Source organism: Azospirillum sp. B21, assembly GCF_008364825.1.
Taxonomy (GTDB): domain Bacteria; phylum Pseudomonadota; class Alphaproteobacteria; order Azospirillales; family Azospirillaceae; genus Azospirillum.
The window spans coordinates 302,450-321,656 of record NZ_VTTO01000003.1; the positions used below are offsets into that span (position 1 = coordinate 302,450).

Sequence of the window (19,207 nt, forward strand, 5' to 3'; positions counted from 1 at the left end):
ACCGTCACAGCACCCGCCTCAATTCTTTCGTAACCATACAGCACAGACCAAGCTTCACCCGTTAAGACCGACTTCAAGAGAGCGAGGAGACAACCATGGCGATCTATATCAAGTACGACGGCATCGACGGCGAGGCCACGCACGAGACCCACAAGAAGTGGCTGGACGTCGGTTCGCTGCAGTGGGGCGTCGGCCGCGCCATCAGCACCCCGTCGGGCTCGACCGCCAACCGCGAAGCGTCGGAGCCGTCGGTTTCGGAAGTGACCATCACCAAGCTGATGGACAGCTCCTCGCCGAAGTTCTTCGTCGAATCCTGCACCGGCGCCATCGGCAAGAAGGTGCAGATCCATCTCGTCACCACCGGCAGCCCGGGCAACACCTATGCCGAATACACCCTGACCAACGCCCTGGTCTCGGCCTACTCGATGTCGTCGGGCGGTGACCGTCCGTCGGAATCGATCTCCATCAGCTTCACCAAGATGGAGTACAAGTTCATTCCGTACGACGACAAGAACAAGGCCGGCACGCCGATCTCGGTCTCCTACGACCTGTCGACGACCAAGAGCGCCTAAAGCTCAGTGCGGGTCTTGCCCCCACCCTAACCCTCCCCCGCTCTCAGCGGACCTACGGTCCGCCTGCCGCGTCAGCACAAAGCGGAGCTTTGTGCGAGAGCTGGGCGGGGGAGGGAATGTCCCCCTCCCCCGCCAAGCGGGGGAGGGTCGGGGTGGGGGCAAGACCCTACTCAATTATCAATCTCTTCCCAACACATAGGACCAAGCCCGCATGTCGGATGCGCCCACCATCTCGCAGACCGGCCGGCTTCTGTCGCTGACCTCGCCGCTCGGCGCGGACGTGCTGATCCCGGTTGCCGTCGAGGGAGAGGAAGGGCTGTCGCGCCTGTTCCGCTACACCATTTCGATGATCTCGCCGCGGATGACCATCGCGCCGGCCGACATCCTGGGAAAGTCGCTGACGCTGTCCGTCGCGCGCCAGGGCGGCAGTCCGCGCGTCATCAACGGCATCGTGAAGAGCTTTTCCGCCGGCCCGCTGGCTCTGCGCGGCTACCGCCGCTACACGGCGGAGATCGTGCCGTCCCTGTGGCTGGCGACCCTGCGCTCCGATTGCCAGGTGTTCCAGGACAAGAGCGTCGTCCAGATCGTCGACGCGATGCTGTCCGACTGCGGCGTGACCGAGGTGAAGAAGCAGGGTTTGTCCGGCACCCACAATGCCCGCCCGGTCTGCGTGCAGTACCGCGAGACCCATTACGACTTCATCGCCCGCCTGCTGCAGGACGAGGGCATCTATTTCTATTTCCAGCACGAGGCCGGCAAGCACACGCTGGTGCTGAGCGACAGCGCGTCGGGCTACACCGACTGCCTGGACAAGGACGTCAACCACTCCGCCGCGTCGCAGGGCAACACGCTCGCCATCGACGGCTGGTCGCATTCCCAGTCCTACGTGTCCGGCAAATGGACGTTGAAGGACTATAATTTCGAAACGCCCAGCACCGACCTGACCGCCAGCACCACCACGGTGCTCGGCGTTTCCGCCTTCAAGTCGCACGAGATGTTCGACTATCCCGGCGGCCACATGGTCAAGGCCGACGGCACCGACCTGTCCCGCCTGCGCATGGAGGAGACGGAGACCGGCTACGAGCGGGTGGAGGGCACGGCGACCTATCGCGGCCTGTCGGCCGGCGGCAAGATCTCCATGGCCGGCCATGCGGTGTCGGCCGAGGTCGGCAAGGGCTATGTCGTCACCGATCTGGCGCTGAGCGCCCAGGACGAGAGCCATATCGGCAACAGCGGCCTGCCTCCGCAGTTCTCCTGCCGCTTCGCCGCGATCCCCGAGGCCACCGTGTTCCGCCCGCCGCCGGTGCCGCGCCCGCGCACCCATGGTCCCGACACCGCGACCGTCGTCGGTCCCAGCGGCGAAGAGATCTACTGCGACAAGTATGGCCGGGTGCGGGTGCAGTTCCATTGGGACCGCAAGGGCGCCAACGACGAGAAGAGCTTCGTCTGGCTGCGCGTCGCCCAGACCATGGCCGGCAAGAACTGGGGCACCATCTTCACCCCGCGCGTTGGCATGGAGGTTCTGGTCGACTACATCGGCGGCGATCCCGACCGGCCGCTGATCGTCGGCTGCGTCTACAACGCCGAGAACATGCCGCCCTACACGCTGCCCGACAACAAGACGCAGAGCGGCATCAAGACCCGCTCCAGCAAGGGTGGCGACGCGGCGACCTTCAACGAGCTGCGCTTCGAGGACAAGAAGGACGCGGAGGAGATCTATTTCCACGCACAGAAAGACTTCACCCGTATGGTGGAGAACGACGACAAACTGACCGTAGATCACGACCAGACCATCACCATCAAGAACGACCGCACCGAAACGGTGTCGGAAGGCAACGAGGCGGTTACCATCGCCAAGGGCAACCGCACCATCACCGTGTCGAAAGGCAACGACACCCACGAGGTGACCGAGGGCAACCAGACCTTGACGGTGGGGAAGGGCAACCGGACCGTCACCGTCAGCAAGGGCAACGACACCCACACAGTCGGCGAGGGCAACCGCACGGTCGAGGTCGGCCAGGGCAACGACAGCCTGACCGTCAAGCAGGGCGACATGGCGGTCGACGTCAAGCAGGGCGACTACGCCCTGAAGCTCGGCCTGGGCGACGTGTCGGTGAAGGCTTCCGCCGGGCAGATCACCATGCAGGCTGCGACCGGCATCGAACTGAAGGTCGGCGGCAACAGCATCAAGATCGACCAGATGGGCGTCACCATCAAGGGCAGCATGGTCAAGGTCACCGGCGACATGCAGGTGCAGATCGCGGGCAAGATTACCCAGGTGAACGGTGATGCGATGGTCCAGGTCAAGGGCGGCGTGGTAACCATCAATTGACGAACCGCCGTCCACACTGGGACGGAATTTCAAGCGGGGTTGGGACGGTGGACATCGGGCTTTTGCCGAAGTTGCGCTTTGCCCGCGCGGCCGAAGCGGTCGCGGGGCTGGACCTGTCGCCGGAAGCGAAGGCGCTGTACGCGCCGAACGCCCCGACGGCGGTATTCCTGAAGGCGCTGATCGACGCCGAATTACATGCGGACGCTATCCGGCTGCTGGGCATGGCTCTGCCGCGGCGCGAGGCCGTGTGGTGGGGCTGCCTGTCGGCCCGCGGCGCATTGCCGCCCGAACCGGCGCCGGCCGATGTCGCGGCGCTGGAGGCGGCGGAGGCCTGGGTCTACCGCCCGACGGAGGAGAACCGCCGCGCCTGCTTCGCGCCGGCCGAGGCGATGAATTTCGAGACCGCCTGCGCCTATGCCGCCATGGCCGCCTTCTGGTCGGGCGGAAGCCTCGCCCCGCCCGACGCAGCGGTGGTTGTGCCGCCGGGCGACGGGCTGACCGGGACGGCCGCCGCCGCCGCGGTACTGCTCGCCACCGCGGCGGTGCCCAAGGAGATCAAGCCACGCCACAGGGCGGCGCTGGCCCAGGCGCTGGACATCGCCAACGGCGGCAGCGGCAAGGTGGGGGCGGCGTGATCCGATGAAGCTGCGCCTGACCCTGATCCAATGCCCGCCCGCGCAGGGCAACGACATCGCCCGCGATCTCGGCACCGGACGGCTGGTGATCGGCCGCGGTCCCGACTGTGACTGGGTGCTGAACGATCCGGAGCGGATGCTGTCCAAGATCCACTGCATGGTGGAGTTCAAGGGCGGCGTCTACATCGTCATCGACAGTTCCACCAACGGCGTCTTCCTGAACGATGCGCCGACCCCCATCGGCCGCGGCAACTCCGCCGTGGTGGGCGAGGGCGACCGGCTGCGGATGGGCGGCTTCGTCATGCGCGCCGGCTTCGCCGCGGAGGAGGCGCCGCCCGCCAACGATCCCTTCCTGGCGGTGCTGCGCGGCTCCGACGAACCGGCGCAGTCACCGGCGGCCTCCGAGGACGATCCCTTCGCCCTGCCGGCTTTCGGCCGCGGACCGGTGTCGGTGATGCCGATTCCCGAGGACGACGACCTGTTCGGCGACCTTCAACAGCCGGACGAACGCTGGAGCGGGAAGCCTGGTGGCGGCTGGCAGCAGACAGCGGCGGGGAACGCGTCCAGTGGCGATCCCGATTGGCCGGGCTCCACCCAGACCGACTTCTCGCCGGACAGCCTCGGCACCATCCGGGTGTCGACCGAGCAGGCGGGATTCGGCAGCACCGGCTTCGGCGCCGGCAATGGTGACAGCGGCACGTCGATCCCCGACGATTGGCTGGATGATCCTATCGACCTGACGCCGGCCTCCCAACCGTCCAACCCGCCTGCTCCCCAGCCCTTCGGGGCGCAGCCGGCCACCCCGTCCGCCATGCCCCCCGACGATTGGGCCGACGAGCCGCTGGTCCCGCCGGCCTTCGGTGCGCGTCCGTCGCCCTTCGCCGCCCATTCGGCCGATCTGGCCTCCGACGCGCTCAGCCGTGCGCTGGTCGATGTCGTGCTGTCGCTGGTGCGGCGGCAGGCGGCGCTGGAGGCCCTGCTCGGCCTCGACCCGGACGAGACGATGGCGCAGGGGGAGTCGATCCTGCGCCGCGCCGTGGATGCCGATGACGCACTCGCCCGCCTGCGTGCCCTGCCTCCCGCCGAGGCGGAGGCGCTGCTGCAGGCGGCGGTGTCCGACGGCGCGGCCCACCAGTCGGCCCTGCTGGCGGCGGTGCGCGAACTGACGGGTGAGACCGCCGACGGCGGTACCCGGCTGGCCGCGCTGTACCGCCGGCTCCTGCCGATCCACCGCCACGCGCTGGGCGGCTGACGGGAGGGGGAGGGAACCCATGGCAACGACCATCAGCCTGCAAGAGGGAAAGCGCCCATGAGTTGGGACGACAAGGTCATCTGGTCCGAAGGCATGTTCCTGCGGGCGCAGCATTTCCAGCAGCAGGACCGCTATGTCGAGAGGCTGGTGCGCGGGCGCGTCGCCGGCATCCGTCCCTTCGCCTGGGGCATCAGCGAACTGACGATCAACCGCGAGCTTCTGGCCGTCGGCAAGTTCGCCGTCCTGCGCTGCAAGGGCATCCTGGAGGACGGGACGCCGATCAACATCCCCGACGACGACGATCCGCCGCCGCCGCTGGACCTGCCGGAAACGCTGGCGAACAGCATCGTCTATCTGGCTCTGCCGGTGCGCCAGCGCGGCGGCGTGGAGTTCGAGGTGGGCGAGAGCGCCGACGCCGCCACCCGCTATGTCGGCGAGGAGACGGAGACGGTCGACGCCATCGCCGGGTCGGCCAGCGTGTCGCGCATCCGCACCGGGCGCCTGCGCCTGCGTTATCGGCTGGAGCGGCAGGAGCGGGCCGGATACCACTGCCTGGGCCTCGCCCGCATCCAGGAGGTGCGGTCCGACCGCCACGCCTCGCTGGACGAGCGCTACATCCCGCCGGCCCTGAACGTCCAGGCGCTGGCTCCGCTGGCCGGCTTCGTCACTGAAATCCAGGGCCTACTGAACAGCCGGTCGGAGGCGCTGGCCGCCCGCGTCGGCGGTTCCAACGGGCGCGGCGCCGGCGAGATGGCCGACTTCCTGATGCTGCAGGTCGCCAACCGGTCGGAACCGCTGTTCGCCAACATCGCCCGCATGCCCGACATCCATCCGGAACGGCTGCACGGCATGATGCTGGGGCTGGCCGGCGAACTGGCGACCTTCACCGCCGTCAACAAGCGTCCACCCAGCTTCCCGCCCTACCGGCACGAGGATTTGCAGGGCACGCTCGAACCGGTGATGGCGGAGATCCGCCGCTCGCTGAGCGCGGTGCTGGAACAGACCGCGATTCCGATCGATCTGCAGGAACGCAAATACGGCATCCGCGTCGGCACCATTGCCGACCGTTCGCTGATCACCACGGCGACCTTCGTGCTGGCGGTGCGGGCGGACATGCCGGGCGAGGCGCTGCGCCGCAATTTCCCCGCGCTGGTCAAGATCGGCCCGGTGGAGCAAATCCGCGAGCTTGTCAATGTACAGTTGCCTGGAATCCGAGTAAGGCCGCTGCCCGTCGCTCCGCGCCAACTGCCCTACCATGCAGGTGCCGTGTATTTCGAACTCGAACGCGGTAGCCCTATTTGGAAACAGCTTGCAACTTCGGGCGGAATCGCGGTTCATCTAGCGGGTGATTTCCCCCAGGTGGCGATGGAGCTTTGGGCGATCCGTGGCTGATGCATCACCTATTCCTGTCGTAGGGACACCATGAGGCTGGGCGGGGTGCTGGCCCTGCGCACCGGCGCCGTGATCGCGGCGACGGTTGCGACCGCCGTGCTGTTGTCGGTCGCGCTGTCCGGACTGAAGTTCGAACAGAAACTGCGCGAGGTCACCGGCTCCCGCCTCGCCGTGGTGGCGGACGAGATGAGGCGCCGGGTCGAATACGGCCTGACTCTGGGCCTCGACCTGTCGGAACTGGTCGATCTGCAGGCCCAGGCCGAACGCGCCGCGTCCGGCGAGGAAATCCTCGGCGTGGAGGTGGTGGACGACCGCGGCATCATCCTGTTCGCCGCCGACCGCAACGCAGTCGGACAGCCTACGCCGGTTCGCTGGAATGATGACGCTTCGGCGGGAATCCTGCGCCAGCAGATTGCCGGCGATGTCCTGATCCTCGGTTCCGACGTGCGCAACAGCTTTGGGCAGACGGTGGGGCAGGTGATCCTGCGCTCCTCCCTGACCGGGCTGAAGTCGCGGGTCACGGCGGTCGAGGAGGGATTGCGCGGCAACATCCTGGCGCTGGTGGGTATCGCCGCACTGATGACACTGGCCGCTGTCTTCGCCGTTGTGCGGCAGCGCGGCGGACGCGGTGGATTGGCGGACGGCACCGCGCCGCTGGGCTTGGTGTGCGACCGCCTGAACCACGGCATCGCCGACGCCGATCACGCCATGGAAGATCTGGAACGCGAATTGGATGCCATGGCGCCGAATGCCCCCGGACCACTCCCAGCGAAGGGCGCGGTGACATGAGCGATCCGGCCCGCATCACCTCCTCCAAGCCGGCTACCAATCCGGCCAGACGGCGCGACCCGATCAGCGCGCTGGTGCTGCGGCTGACCATCGTCACGGTGGCGGTCCTGCTGCTGGCGGCTGGCGCGGCCTCTTGGCTGTCGCTGCGCAGCTTCGATCCGCTGTTCCAGCCGGAACTCGCGCGCAAGGCGCAGACGGTCGGCGGCCTGATGGGCGCGCAGATCGACCGCGGGCTTGGCGTCCGCATTCCGCTGGACCGCATGGCCGGCCTCGATGCCTTGCTGGCGGCGGAGGTCGAGCGCCACGACGACATCGCCTACATCGCGGTGACCGGCCCGGACGGGCGCATCGTCGCCGCGGCCGGCGGACCGCTGGCCGGCATCACGGCGCTGTCGCCGGACCGGCTGACCGGCCCCGCCGACGGCCGGCTGGCCCGCGGCTTCGTCGACGTCCAGCGCCCGCTGGGCGACACCACCAGTCCGGCCGGTGCGCTGCATGTCGGCGTCGACAGCGCCTTCCTGGCCAAGGCTTCGACCGATCTGGCGCTGGACGTGCTGTCGGTGGTCATCGTTTCCGTCTTGCTGATCTTCGAAGTGCTGCAGTTGGTGGTGAATCTCGCCATGCGGCGGGTGCTGACCCTGCGGCTGCTGGCCGACCGGTCGGAGGAGGGGGATTTCCGCGCCACCCTGCCCGAAATCCCGGGGCCGCTGGCGGCGAAGGACGACCGGGCGCTCGAAGGCGGCGTGCGCGCCGCGCTCGACGGCGTCAACGCCCGCTATGCCGGCCTCGCCGGGCGGGTGGCGGAGCTTCGCCGCCGGCTGGGCGCCGACGATCCGCGGGTCGGCCGGGCGGAAGCCGGGCTGTCGGCGCTTGTCCGTCGCTTCCGCTTCCGCGATCCGGACTCCGCGCGTCCGCCGCCGACGCCGCTGAACCTAGTCTTCCTGCGGCTGCCGGTCTTTCTGTTCTGCCTGTCGGAAGAGCTGTCGCGCCCCTTCCTGCCGGCTTACGCCAAGTCCTTCGCCGGCGAGGTGCCGTGGTTGACGCCGGATATGGTGGTCAGCCTGCCGATCACGCTGTTCATGCTGATCTGGGCGCTGTCGCAGCCGGGCGGCGCCCGCTTCTCCGAACGCTGGGGCCGGTCGCGCGCCTTCACCATCGGCGCTCTGCTTGGTTCCGTCAGCCTTGCGCTGACCGCCTTCGCCGGGTCGCTGGCGGAGCTGATGCTGTGGCGCTGCCTGACGGCGCTCGGCTATGGGCTGGTGCTGATCACCGCGCAGGGCATCGTCATCGACCACACCAGCCCGCGCAACCGCGCGGCCGGCATGGCGATGTTCATCGGCGCGCTGCTGGCCGCCGGTGTCTGCGGTCCGGTCAGCGGCGGCATCATCGCCGACCAGATCGGCTTCCGCGCCACCTTCCTGCTGGGTGCGCTTCTGGCGCTGGGCTCCGGCCTGTCGGTCAGCTTGCTTCTGCTGCGCGGCCGCGGTGCGGCACAATCTGCAGCCAGCGCGGCGGCCCGTCCGGCGATGGGCAGCGCCCTGCCGCTGTTCCGCGACTTCCGCTTCTCCGCCCTGATGGTGCTGAGCGCCATTCCGACGAAGATCGCGTCGACCGCCTTCCTCTTCTGCCTCGTGCCGCTGCTGCTGACCGCCGACGGCGCGTCGAAGGCGGAGATCGGGCGGGTGCAGATGATGTATTTCGTCGCCTTCATCCTTGTGTCGCCGCTGGCCGCCAGCCTGTCCGACCGCTGGCAGGCGCGGCGCGGCTTCATCGCCGCCGGTGGGATTGGCACGCTGGCGAGCTGCCTGCCCATCATCGCCACCCAGTCACTGTGGGGGCCGCCGCTTGCCATAGCCCTGTTCGGCCTGTCGCAGGCGCTGGTCGGTGCCCCGCAGCTGACCCTGGTCTCACAGATCGCCCGCGACGGTGGCCTGCCGGAGACCGCGGCCATCGGCTGGTACCGGCTGATCGAACGGCTGGGCGGCGCGCTCGGCCCCGTCACCGCGATGGCGGTGGCGGTCGCCACCTCCTACCGCGAGGCGATGCTGAGCATCGGCCTGCTGTGCGGGGCGAGCGCGCTTCTCTTCTGGATCCTTTTCCGCACCGGGCGCCCGGCATCCCCCGCCGCCCGGCCACAGGAGGCTTGACCGCGATGAGAATCGACGAAAGCGATCTCCTCCGCATCCGCCGCCGCTCGCTGCTGCGCCTCGCCGCCGCCGGCGGGCTGGCACTGCCCGGACTGCCGCTGGCCGGCAACATGCTGGTAGGGTCGGCGCTGGCCGCCACGGTGCCCGACAAGACCTTCCGCATCACCATGGTGCTGGGCCGCGGCGAGAGCGACAACGAGTTCGGCTTCAAGGACTATCTGGCCCGGCGCGGCCTGAAGGTGGACTATACCATCCGCAACACCGGCGGCGACACCGCCAAGCTGCCGGGCATCATCCAGGAGATCAAGGACACGCGCCCCGACCTCGTCTACAGCTGGGGCACGCCGCAGACCCGCGCGTTGGTCGGCCCCCATGACGAGGCGGACCCGCGCAAGCACGTCACCGACATCCCCGTGGTCTTCACCTTCGTCGCCGCGCCCGTAGACGCGAAGATCGTGCCCGACCTCGCGCGGTCGGGGCGCAACGTGACCGGCACCATCCACATCGCGCCGATCGCGGTGCAGCTGAACACCATCCAGGCCTACCGCCCGATCAAGCGGCTGGGCGTGGTCTACAACCCGCAGGAACGCAACTCCGTCCTCACCATCGAAGGGCTGCGGGCCGAGACGGCGCTGCGCGGGCTGGAGCTGATCGAAGAGCCGGTCCCCCTGAACGACCGCGGCGAGCCGATCTCCGCCGCGGTGCCCGACGCGCTGGCCCGGGTGGCGAGGCGCGGGGGCGAGGTTCTCTATATCGGCCCCGACACCTTCATCGCCTTCCACAACCGCACCGTCGTTGCAGCGGAGGCGCTGCGCCTGGGCCTGCCGACCTTCTCGGTGACCGAGCTGATCGTGCGCACCGACAAGGCGATGCTGGCGCTGGCGAGCAGCGCCTACGGCATCGGCCGCTTCACCGCCTTCAAGGCGGCGCAGATCCTGGTGGACGGCGTCAGTCCGGCTGAAATTCCCGTGGAAACGCTGAAGCGCTTTTCCGTCATCATCAACATGGCCACGGTCCGGGCGCTGGAGTACTACCCGCCCATCGGCCTCCTGAATTTCGCGGAAATCATCGAATCATGAGCGCCCATATCCCGATGACGCTGCCATTCGATGCAGCCCCTCTGCGCGGCGAGGCTGCCCGCGCGGTGGCCGCGGTCCGACTGCGGGCACTGGCCGCCGACCTGCCGGACGGGCTGACCGCCCGCATGATGGACCTGGACGATTCCAACCTGCTGGCCGACTTCCGCGTCCGCGTGGTGGCGACACTGGAGGATCCCGACCATTACCGCATGGCCGGCGAGGTCGGGAACTTCGTCGCCGACCATCTGGGCGAGAAGGGGCTGACCGCCGGCATCTTCCGTCACGACGGGCGTGGGAACGAGAAATCCGGCGGCCGTCTGGTCGCCTACGGCGCGCTGGGCCTGCCGTCCGGCGACGATCCCAACCGGGGCCGCGACCTCGACCTGCCGGAAGCGGAACTGCCCTGGGTCGCACACATGTCGTCGGCGATGGTCGATCCGTCCGAGCGCGGGCGCGGCCTGCATCACCGGCTGATCGACTGGCGGATCGAGGTGGCGGAGGCGCTGGGCCGCCGGCACCTGATCACCACCGTCAGCACCCGCAACCACCGCAGCTGGGGCCATCTGGCCGGCCACGGCATCTATCCGAAGCGGCTGGTCCGCGTCGGCGGCGATCTGGTCCGGCTGCTGGTCCACCGCGACTTCACCGCCGATCCGATCTTCGACACCGCCAGCGCCGAACTGGTGGCGGTGGAGGAGCTGGCCGGCCGCTGGGACGTGTTCGAGCGCGGCCATGTCTGGGGTCGCGTCGCCGCGGGCGACGGCGCGGCGCGGCGCTGGTACGCGTTGTGCGGACGGGAAAAGACTTCGCTGGAGCATGACGGGACGGGGCCGGGCGGGCGCTGACGCGCATGACCGGCTGAAGGGGGATGACCGGAATGGGATCGGGCAGTTTCGGGGCACGGCTGGCGGCGTTCGTGGCGGTGGCGGTGTTCGTCTCCGCGCTGTCCGCCGTCGTGCTGTGGACGCGCGAACAGGCGCGCCGCCTGGACGAGGCGGTGACCTCCCAGGTCGGCTTCGTGCTGAGCGAGGCCAAGGCGTCGCTCGAAACCCAGCTGAACCTCGGCCTTGCGCTGGGTGACCTGCCGCAGGTCGACGGGCTGCTGGCCCGCGCCCGCGTCGCCCTTCCCGGCATCCAGTCGGTCACCGTCCTGGACGAGACCGGCACCGTCCTGTTCTCCACCAACGCGGTGGAGGTGGGCGAGCTGCTGCCCATCCGGACTTCAGCCGAGCAAAATGGTGGCGTCAGCGGCTTCTGGTCGGAGGAGCGCGGGGACGAGCGGGTCTACGGCGTCGGGCTCGCCACCAGTTTCGATACGGCGGCCGGCAGCCTGCTGGTCCGCATGCCGGCCGGCGCGATGGCCGAGCCGATGCGCCATTACGCCCTGACCCTCTCCATCGGCGCGGTGCTGATCGCGCTTCCGCTGGCCCTGCTGGGCTGGCTGGCCGGTCTGCGGCTTGCCGCCGGACCGCGCCGTTCACTGGCCGACATCGCGACGACGCTCGAAGGGCTGGGGGAAGGCGGGCGCATCCGTGCCGAACTCTCCGCGCAATCGTCGCAGCAGACGTTGGGGCTGCCGGCCGCGGCGTTCACCGAGGCGGTGCGGCGGCGCCTGACCATCCTGGACGAGGCGGAGCGCGAAGTCGCACGCCTGGATGAACTCGCATGACGACCCGCAGCCATACCCGGAGCCATCGCCTGTTCATGGCCGGCATCCCCGCCGTCATCCTGCTGGCCGCCGCCCTGGCGATGGCCGGCGTCGGGCTGCTCGGCACCTGGCTGGCGCAGGACCAGCTGGGGGAGGCACGCGCCGCCAAGGCCGCCGCGGTGGCGGAGGCGGTTCAGCACGACCTGGAACGCGCCATCGCCTACGGCATTCCCCTGCCGCGCATCGAAGGGGTGGGGGCCTATCTCCAGGGTGTTGCCGGACGCAACCCCGACCTGGGCTTCCTGGCGCTGACCGGTGGCGACGGGGTGCTGCTGCAAGGCGCGGTCAATGCCGGCGGCGGCATCGACGCTGCCGGACTGCAGGCGTTGACCGCCGGACTGCGCGGCCTGCCGACGCCGGAGACCCGTGCCGCCACCCTCCAGCCGATCGAGCGCGACGGCCTGCTGATCCTGCGGGTGCCGGTGCGGATCGGGCGCCTGTCGTCGGAAGGCGGCGGGGGCGGTGCGGCTCAGCCGCCGGCCGGACATGTGCTGGTCGGGGTCCAGCCGCTGCAAGTGCGCGGCCAGATCGCCGGGGAGTTGGCGACGGTGACGCTGGGGGGGCTGGCGGTTCTGCTGCTGCTGGCCGAACTGGCGGGGGTTCTGGCCCGCGCCAGCTTCCGCGCGCCGTTGCGCCGCCTTGCCCGGGCGATGGCGGAGGCGGTGGACGGGCGTTTCGCCACCCTGCTGGGCCGCCGTCCGCGCGATCAGGTCGGCCGGCTGCTCTTCGCCTTCAACGCCGTCGTCTTCGGCCTGCACGATCGCCGCCAGCGCTTCGCCGCCCATGCCGACGAGGTGCGCGCCGCCGTCTTCGATCCGGAGGTGGCCTCCGCCGTCGAGAATACCCGGCTGTCGGCGCTGACCGCTCTCGGCCCCGGACTGGAGGCGGCACCGCGGCGCGAGATCGATTCACGATCCGACGATGTCCTTGCCTTCGCCCTGCTGTCGGCCGCCGCGGCGCCCCTGCTGGTTCTCGCCGGCAGCTTTTCCCTGGCCGGTCCGGCGCTTGTCGCTGCATTGGTCGGTGCCATTGCCGGCTATGTCGTCCCGCCCGGCTGGCGCCGTGTCGCGGCGGTGCTGAGCGCACTGGCGCTGTTGTCGGCGGCGGCCGTGCTGCTGCTCGGCGGTACCGCGTTGCCGGCCGGATTGGCCGGTGGGTTGGCCGGCGGTTTCGCGGCCGGGCTGGCGCTGTCCTATGTGCGCCGTCAGGCCGCGGACGGCGGGCAGTTCTCGCTGCTGCGGGCGCTGGCCTCCGGGATCGTCGCGGCCCTGCTGTGGGCGGCGGCGGTCGGCTGGGACGGCGGGATGCTCGCGGCATCGTCGCTTTTGCCGGCCGCCCTGGCAGCGCTGCTGGCCCGTCCCATCGTCGTTCTGCGGAGCTGAGAGGCCCCTATGCTGCTTCAGACCCGCATCATCCTGTTCGTTCTCGCCACCGTCACCGTTGTGGCCGGCCTTCTCCTCGGCTTTGCCGCGCTGCGCGAGGATGCCCTCGACCGTCGTGCGCGCGAGTTGGAACTGGCCCGTCTCGAAACCTCCTGGCAGCTTGCCGTGTCGGGTGCCGTCGGACGCATCGACCAGGGGCTGGGCCGGCTGGCAGGCGATGCCGAGATCGCCCGCGCGGTGGAGGCGGAGGACCGCGGCGCCCTGGACCGGCGCGTCGCGGCGCTCGGCATCATCGCCGCGCCCGCCACCGGCGGGATCACCGACGTCAACCTGCTGTCGAAATCGGGGGAACTGCTCTACAGCACCGACCCGGCGCTGGAGCCGGAGCCGCTGCTGAACCGCGGCGCGCTGGATGCCATCCTGTCGGGCCAGAAGCTGGCGCGCGGCGTCCGTCTGGTCGACGGCGAACGGCTGGTCGTGGTGGCCGGTGTGCCGATCTATGCCGGGACCGGGGCCGGCGGCGGGGCGGGCAGCGGGGCCGGCGTCACCGGTGCCGCCGTCGCCGGGCTGGATTTCGTCGCCGCGCTGGACGTGCTGCGGCGGACCACCGGCGGGCGCGTCTTCGCCGTGACCCGCAACGGCACCGCCTTCGACGGGCAGAGCGATCCACTGTGGCCGGCGGTCAAGCCGCTGATCCGCCCGGCGGAGCGCAGCATCACCACCATCGCCGGCGGCGGGCGTCGTTACGCCCTGGCCAGTCTGCCGGTCGCCGACCTTGCCGGCGGGCGTGTCGCCACCGTTCTGATCGCCACCGACGTCACCCAGGCGGTGGAGGAGCAGGCACTGTGGTCGGTCGCCTATGTCGCGGCGGTCGGGCTGGTGCTGCTGGGCGCGCTGGGACTGCTCTACGGTTTTCTGCGGCGGAACTTCTCCACGCTCGACGGGGCGGTGAAGGCGTTGCAGGATCTTTCCCGCGGGCGCGCCATGGGCTATGTCGAGCTGCCGGCCGGCAATGACGAGATCGGCCGCATCGCCGGTGCGGTGGAGGTCTTCCGCGGCGTAATGCGCGAGATAGAGCGCAGCGCCGGCCAGCGCGAGCGCCGCCTGCGCCGCCAGCAGCGCTTCATCCGCCGCCAGATGGAGGCGCTGGCGGTCACCCTGGAGGAGGATGCCCGCCAGAACCTGCTGGAGGAACTGCGCCAGATCGAGGCGGAGACCCACGACGCCCAGTCCGCCCAGTCCAAGGGCGTCGGCGACGAGCTGGGGCTGCTGGCGCTGGGCTTCTCGCGGCTGGCGACGCGGGTCAGCACCCAACAGGTGCAGCTGACCCAGATGGTGCGCGACCTGCGCGAGGCGCTGGACGACAAGCGGCGCCTGATCAGCCTGCAACAGGAGCTGGAGATCGCCCGCACCATGCAGCTGACCATCTTGCCGCAGGTCTTCCCCGACCTGCCGGAGCTGGACATCGCCGCGCGGATGATTCCGGCGAAGGAGGTCGGCGGCGATTTCTACGATTTCTTCCCGATTTCCGAACACAAGGTGGCACTTGTCATCGCCGACGTGTCGGGCAAGGGCATCCCCGCCGCCTTCTTCATGCTGATCACCCGCACCATGCTGCGCGCCATCGCCGAATCCGGCGTCGGCCCGGCGGAGACCATGCGCCGGGTCAACAACCTACTTGCCGCGGAAAACGAACAGATGATGTTCGTCACCGTCTTTTATGGCGAGCTGGACCTGCGCACCGGTGTGCTGGCCTTCTCCAACGGCGGCCACAACCCGCCGCTGCGCATGACCGCGTCGGGCGCGGTGAAGGAATTGGAGCGCACCCCCGGCATCGCACTGGCCGCCATGCCCGACATGCCCTTCGGCGAGAAGACTATGACGCTGAACACCGGCGACATGGTCGTTTTGTTCACCGACGGCGTGACGGAGGCCTTCAACGGTGAAGACGTGATGTATGGCGACCCGCGGCTTGTTGCCGCAGTCGCCGGGCAGACCAACGCCTCGGCGCGCGACGGGCTGGATGGGGTGCTGGCCGATGTCGCCCATTTCACCGCCGGTGCGCCGCAGTCCGACGACATCACCTGTCTGGTCCTACGCTGGCGTGGAGCGGCGGATGCGCCGGTCGCCACCGTGGCGCAGCTGTCCGATCCCGTCGCCTGACACTGGAAAATCGATGGCGGTAACCGCCCCGTCGTACTGCGAATGCATCGTCTGACCGGCGAGGGCGTGCTATAAGCACAGGGTAGGAAAGATCCAGCTAAGGCAAGGCGAGGGCAGGGGATGAATATTACCGAACAGTCGGTCAACGGCGTCACCGTGCTGCGCGCGGACGGCCGCATCGACAGCGGCAATGCCGCCCAGTTCGAAGCGGCGCTGCTGTCGGTCATCGGCGCCGAGGGCACACGGCTTGTTGTCGACATGGAGCAGCTTTCCTACATCAGTTCCGCCGGGCTTCGCTGTCTGCTGGTCGCCGCCAAGGCGGCCCGGGCGAAGCGCGGAGCCATCGCCCTGTCGGCCATGGCGCCGCATATTCGCGAGGTGTTCGACGTCAGCGGCTTCTCGTCGCTGTTCGAAATCCATGCCGACGCGGCTGCCGCCGTCGCGGCGTTGGGCGGATGACGGCGGGGGTAAGGCGTCGGGGGCGTATTCCGCCGGCTTCGGCCGGCCTTGCGATAAGGCGGTTCCCGAAGGGGAGCCGGGTGTGTGATGGGAAGTGCCATTCGGCCAAACATTCTGGTTGTTGAAGACTCGCCGGCCGTGCGGTTGTCCGTGGCCGGCTATCTGGAGGGTCGCGGTTTCGACGTTACCGAGGCGGAGAACGGCCGTGCTGCAATCCGCGCGCTGGACCGCCGCAGTTTCGACCTGATCGTCACCGACGTGCTGATGCCGGAGGTGGACGGGATCGAACTGATCAAGGCGGCGCGCACCGCCCAGCCCGACGTGAAGATCCTCGCCATGTCCGGCGGCGCTCCCAACATGCCGGCAGGCTATCTGCTGAAGATGACGCGCATGTTCAATGCGGATGAGATCATCTACAAACCCTTTCTCAACGAAGAGTTGGGGGCCGCGGTTGCCCGTCTGCTCGACCGGCCGCTCGCAAATTAAGCAGTTTAAAGTCTTTGCCCAATAATAGGGCGCAAAAGAAAGCGGCTTCGGTGCATGAAGCGCCGAAGCCGCAAGTGATGCGTGGAACCAACCGCTCTCCACCTCGCAAACTCTGTGCCAGAAATCTCTGGATACACCGGCAGCGGCCGGGAAAAATCCGGAACGCGATTTGGTCCCCTCTGTTGTTCGGGAAACGCGGGCGCATAGGCGCCGGTGGCCGATGCCAATCGCGCCGTGCCGACCGCGGTTCCAAGAATCCAGCAAGAGGGAGCCGACCACGATGGCGCAGAACGAGAATCGGTGGCGCGGTGAGGGCCGCGACTGGCGCGACGACGACCGCGAACCGAACCGTCACCGGGATTGGGGCGAGGCCCGCCATGCCGGCGTCTACGATCCGGACGATTACCGGTCCAACGACCGTGAAAACATGTATCGACCGCAGGCGCATCTTCACCAGGACGAGCGCGGACATCTCTACCGCGATCCCGGATACAGAGGGCAGGTCGGCAACGAATCAGGTGGCTACGGCCGCGATCCCAATATGGACCGTGGCGACAGCCGACGCGACAATGCCCGCGAGATGGAGCGGGTCTATGATCGCAGCTTCGGCGGCGGGCGCGACATGAGCCGCGGCGGCTATGGCGCCGGCTATGGCGGACGGTCCGGGTCGAGCGGCTATGGCGGATATGCCGGCGCCGGCAATGCCGGAACCGAAGGCAACTACACCAGCCGCGATGTCGGCAGCAGCGAGTATCGCGACCGCGATTACGGCGTCCGCCCCTATGGCGAAGGCGAGCAGGTCGTCCGCGGCCGCGGCTCCCTCGGCTATGGTGGCCGCGAGTATGGCGAGCGCGAGACCGGCGACCGCAACTATGCCAGCCGCGACTACCGCAACCGCGATTACGGGTCGCAGGGTGGTTACGGGAGCGGCTATGGCGGCGGTTACGAATCCGGCCGCGACCGCGGCGAGTGGGAACGCGGCGGTTCGAGCCGGCGTGACTTCGGCGGCAGTTCATCCACCAGTTACGGCGGCAGCTATCAGCGCGACGAGGGGCGCGACCGCTCCTGGGGCGAGGACCGCGGCGGGATGTACCGCGCGCAGGAGGCTCGGGGTGGCTACGGCGGGGGCCGGGCCGAGCGCTGGGGTGAAGACCGTGGCCGCACGCAGCAGCGCGGCTTCTGGGAGCAGGCCGGCGACGAGATCGCGTCCTGGTTCGGCGACGACGATGCCGAGCGCCGCCGGCATGAGGATGAACGCCGCGCTTCCCAGCATCGAGGCCGTGGTCCGCGCGGCTACAGCCGCTCCGACGAGCGGGTGCGCGAGGACGTCAGCGACCGACTGACCGACGACGCCTATGTCGACGCGTCCGACATCGAGGTGGCGGTCAGCGGCGGTGAGGTGACGCTGACCGGAATGGTCCCCGACCGCCAGACCAAGCGCCGTGCCGAGGATGTCGCCGAGGCCGTGTCCGGCGTGACCCATGTGCAGAACAACCTGCGCGTCCGCAGCCAGACCGGCAACCAGGGCAGCTCCGGCTGGGGCAGTTCCACCGGGGCCGGCGCATCCGCAATGGCGAATGCGGGGAGCGACACCGGGACCGGTTCGGCTTCCGGTGCTTCCACCGGCATCAGTTCCGGCACCACGGCCTCCGCCATGGGCGGGACGACGGGCGGACTGCAGGGGGCCGACACCACGGTCGGCACCAATGTCGGCATCGGCGCCTCCACCGGCAGCGGCACCGGGTCCGCGGCGCCGTCCTCCACCGGCACCGGGGCCGGGGCCAGCGGCGGCCCTGCCGGCGCCTCCGCCGGAACCGGGTCGATGACCGGCTCCACCACCGGCGTCACCGGCTCCAGCCGATCCTCCACCACGCGGAGCTGATCTGCCACGGCCGCAAGGGTGCGTATCCTTCAGCGGCAAAGCTCCTATATGGGCGCGGGTTCCGGCTTCCCAGGCAGCGCCGCCTCGGGACTCCGGAGCCCGCGCCCTTCGCGCTTGAATGCTCCGGTTTCGTCATTGGTACAATGAATGGTTGTGGACCCGCGGAGAGGTCAAACCCTTGGCCGGGATAGACTTCCAACGATGACGCCGATTTCATTTTTACTAGAGAGCGGTTCCTTGACACTCTAAGGAACTCCACTATCGTCATTTTTTGAAACCCGTGGGTTCCATTCATGCCTCTCGATGCGGAAGAGATACCTGACTGGCGGGCTCGGCGGCGCGAGGTGATCCTCAACGCTGCGGCGGAGCTTTTTGCCGGCCGCGATTATGCCTCCGTCCAGGTGGAGGAGGTGGCGAAGCGGGCCGGCGTCGGCAAGGCCACGCTGTATCGCTACTTCCCCTCCAAGGAAGAGCTTTATCTGGAATCTCTTGAACGGGCGCTCGGCGGGCTTGAGCAGAAGCTGAACGCCGAAATCGCCCCTCAGCCGGTCCCGGCCTCCGTCCGCCTGACGGCGATGGTCTCCGCTCTGGTCGGCACGCTGAGCGAACAATTGCAAACGCTGAAGCGACTGGGGGGCGACCAGTCGGACCTTGCCGACCGCACGCGTCGGATCATCGGCCGCCGAAGCGAGCGCACCGCGACCGCCCTGCAGCAGGTCATGGCCGACGGCATGGCGTCGGGCGAGTTCCGCAAGATCGATCTGGAAATCGTCCCTCTTCTGGTGATCGGCATGGTGCGCGGCGGAATCATGCAGATGGATGAACGCCCGCGCGAGGCGCTGGAGCGCTCCGTCATCGACTTCCTGATGTCCGGCCTGACCAATCTTCCTCCTTTCATATAAGCGCAAGCCGGCCACCGGCGTTTGGAG

Annotated in this window: 16 protein-coding genes; all 16 read left to right on the top strand. The window is 69.0% G+C overall.

The window, feature by feature from the left end; genetic code table 11:
• Window positions 1-95 precede the first annotated feature (95 nt).
• The 16 genes from FZ983_RS09645 (at window position 96) to FZ983_RS09720 (ending at window position 19,180) form a co-directional block, all read left to right on the top strand.
• The gene (locus FZ983_RS09645) at window positions 96-572 is read left to right on the top strand and encodes a type VI secretion system tube protein Hcp (RefSeq protein WP_149223339.1); all 477 of its coding nucleotides are present in this window, start codon (window positions 96-98) and stop codon (window positions 570-572) included.
• A 211-nt stretch (window positions 573-783) separates the two neighbouring features.
• Window positions 784-2,904 (top strand): type VI secretion system tip protein TssI/VgrG, encoded by a 2,121-nt coding sequence (gene tssI / locus FZ983_RS09650; RefSeq protein ID WP_149223340.1) that lies wholly within the window; start codon window positions 784-786, stop codon window positions 2,902-2,904.
• Window positions 2,905-2,951: 47 nt separating this feature from the next.
• Window positions 2,952-3,539 carry a hypothetical protein gene (locus FZ983_RS09655; RefSeq protein ID WP_149223341.1) on the top strand — a complete coding sequence of 196 codons (588 nt, stop codon included), beginning with the start codon at window positions 2,952-2,954 and terminating at the stop codon, window positions 3,537-3,539.
• Window positions 3,540-3,543: 4 nt separating this feature from the next.
• On the top strand, window positions 3,544-4,791 hold the full coding sequence (locus FZ983_RS09660; RefSeq protein WP_149223342.1) for an FHA domain-containing protein: 1,248 nt from the start codon (window positions 3,544-3,546) through the stop codon (window positions 4,789-4,791).
• A 57-nt stretch (window positions 4,792-4,848) separates the two neighbouring features.
• A complete protein-coding gene (tssK, locus tag FZ983_RS09665; protein WP_149223343.1) occupies window positions 4,849-6,183 on the top strand; it encodes a type VI secretion system baseplate subunit TssK in 1,335 nt (444 codons plus the stop codon).
• A gap of 30 nt (window positions 6,184-6,213) precedes the next feature.
• Window positions 6,214-6,972, top strand: a complete 759-nt coding sequence (locus FZ983_RS09670) for a hypothetical protein (protein ID WP_149223344.1) — start codon at window positions 6,214-6,216, stop codon at window positions 6,970-6,972.
• Window positions 6,969-9,119 carry an MFS transporter gene (locus tag FZ983_RS09675; RefSeq protein ID WP_149223345.1) on the top strand — a complete coding sequence of 717 codons (2,151 nt, stop codon included), beginning with the start codon at window positions 6,969-6,971 and terminating at the stop codon, window positions 9,117-9,119. Before FZ983_RS09670 ends, FZ983_RS09675 begins: the two co-directional genes overlap by 4 nt.
• 5 nt (window positions 9,120-9,124) lie before the next feature.
• A complete protein-coding gene (locus tag FZ983_RS09680; protein ID WP_247883690.1) occupies window positions 9,125-10,198 on the top strand; it encodes an ABC transporter substrate-binding protein in 1,074 nt (357 codons plus the stop codon).
• Complete coding sequence (locus tag FZ983_RS09685; protein WP_149223347.1) at window positions 10,195-11,043, top strand: GNAT family N-acetyltransferase; 849 nt, start codon at window positions 10,195-10,197, stop codon at window positions 11,041-11,043. The genes FZ983_RS09680 and FZ983_RS09685 overlap by 4 nt, the downstream gene beginning before the upstream one ends.
• A 32-nt stretch (window positions 11,044-11,075) precedes the next feature.
• Window positions 11,076-11,867: a hypothetical protein gene (locus tag FZ983_RS09690; protein ID WP_149223348.1), complete on the top strand. Its 792-nt coding sequence runs from the start codon at window positions 11,076-11,078 to the stop codon at window positions 11,865-11,867.
• Window positions 11,864-13,288 (top strand): HAMP domain-containing protein, encoded by a 1,425-nt coding sequence (locus FZ983_RS09695; protein ID WP_149223349.1) that lies wholly within the window; start codon window positions 11,864-11,866, stop codon window positions 13,286-13,288. The genes FZ983_RS09690 and FZ983_RS09695 overlap by 4 nt, the downstream gene beginning before the upstream one ends.
• A 9-nt stretch (window positions 13,289-13,297) precedes the next feature.
• Window positions 13,298-15,451 (top strand): PP2C family protein-serine/threonine phosphatase, encoded by a 2,154-nt coding sequence (locus FZ983_RS09700; RefSeq protein ID WP_149223350.1) that lies wholly within the window; start codon window positions 13,298-13,300, stop codon window positions 15,449-15,451.
• A gap of 120 nt (window positions 15,452-15,571) precedes the next feature.
• On the top strand, window positions 15,572-15,910 hold the full coding sequence (locus FZ983_RS09705; RefSeq protein WP_149223351.1) for an STAS domain-containing protein: 339 nt from the start codon (window positions 15,572-15,574) through the stop codon (window positions 15,908-15,910).
• Between the two features lie 87 nt (window positions 15,911-15,997).
• Entirely contained in the window at window positions 15,998-16,396 is a 399-nt protein-coding gene (locus FZ983_RS09710; RefSeq protein WP_149223352.1) for a response regulator, read from the top strand.
• Between the two features lie 280 nt (window positions 16,397-16,676).
• Window positions 16,677-18,278, top strand: a complete 1,602-nt coding sequence (locus FZ983_RS09715; RefSeq protein WP_149223353.1) for a BON domain-containing protein — start codon at window positions 16,677-16,679, stop codon at window positions 18,276-18,278.
• Between the two features lie 293 nt (window positions 18,279-18,571).
• Window positions 18,572-19,180, top strand: a complete 609-nt coding sequence (locus FZ983_RS09720; protein WP_149223354.1) for a TetR/AcrR family transcriptional regulator — start codon at window positions 18,572-18,574, stop codon at window positions 19,178-19,180.
• The last annotated feature ends 27 nt before the right edge of the window (window positions 19,181-19,207 follow it).

Bases quoted from the DNA above. Each gene is read 5' to 3' on its own strand.
- FZ983_RS09645 (WP_149223339.1), top strand. From the start codon at position 96: ATGGCGATCTATATCAAGTACGACGGCATCGACGGCGAGGCCACGCAC.
- tssI (WP_149223340.1), top strand. From the start codon at position 784: ATGTCGGATGCGCCCACCATCTCGCAGACCGGCCGGCTTCTGTCGCTG.
- FZ983_RS09660 (WP_149223342.1), top strand. From the start codon at position 3,544: ATGAAGCTGCGCCTGACCCTGATCCAATGCCCGCCCGCGCAGGGCAAC.
- tssK (WP_149223343.1), top strand. From the start codon at position 4,849: ATGAGTTGGGACGACAAGGTCATCTGGTCCGAAGGCATGTTCCTGCGG.
- FZ983_RS09670 (WP_149223344.1), top strand. From the start codon at position 6,214: ATGAGGCTGGGCGGGGTGCTGGCCCTGCGCACCGGCGCCGTGATCGCG.
- FZ983_RS09675 (WP_149223345.1), top strand. From the start codon at position 6,969: ATGAGCGATCCGGCCCGCATCACCTCCTCCAAGCCGGCTACCAATCCG.
- FZ983_RS09680 (WP_247883690.1), top strand. From the start codon at position 9,125: ATGAGAATCGACGAAAGCGATCTCCTCCGCATCCGCCGCCGCTCGCTG.
- FZ983_RS09685 (WP_149223347.1), top strand. From the start codon at position 10,195: ATGAGCGCCCATATCCCGATGACGCTGCCATTCGATGCAGCCCCTCTG.
- FZ983_RS09690 (WP_149223348.1), top strand. From the start codon at position 11,076: ATGGGATCGGGCAGTTTCGGGGCACGGCTGGCGGCGTTCGTGGCGGTG.
- FZ983_RS09695 (WP_149223349.1), top strand. From the start codon at position 11,864: ATGACGACCCGCAGCCATACCCGGAGCCATCGCCTGTTCATGGCCGGC.
- FZ983_RS09700 (WP_149223350.1), top strand. From the start codon at position 13,298: ATGCTGCTTCAGACCCGCATCATCCTGTTCGTTCTCGCCACCGTCACC.
- FZ983_RS09705 (WP_149223351.1), top strand. From the start codon at position 15,572: ATGAATATTACCGAACAGTCGGTCAACGGCGTCACCGTGCTGCGCGCG.
- FZ983_RS09710 (WP_149223352.1), top strand. From the start codon at position 15,998: ATGGGAAGTGCCATTCGGCCAAACATTCTGGTTGTTGAAGACTCGCCG.
- FZ983_RS09715 (WP_149223353.1), top strand. From the start codon at position 16,677: ATGGCGCAGAACGAGAATCGGTGGCGCGGTGAGGGCCGCGACTGGCGC.
- FZ983_RS09720 (WP_149223354.1), top strand. From the start codon at position 18,572: ATGCCTCTCGATGCGGAAGAGATACCTGACTGGCGGGCTCGGCGGCGC.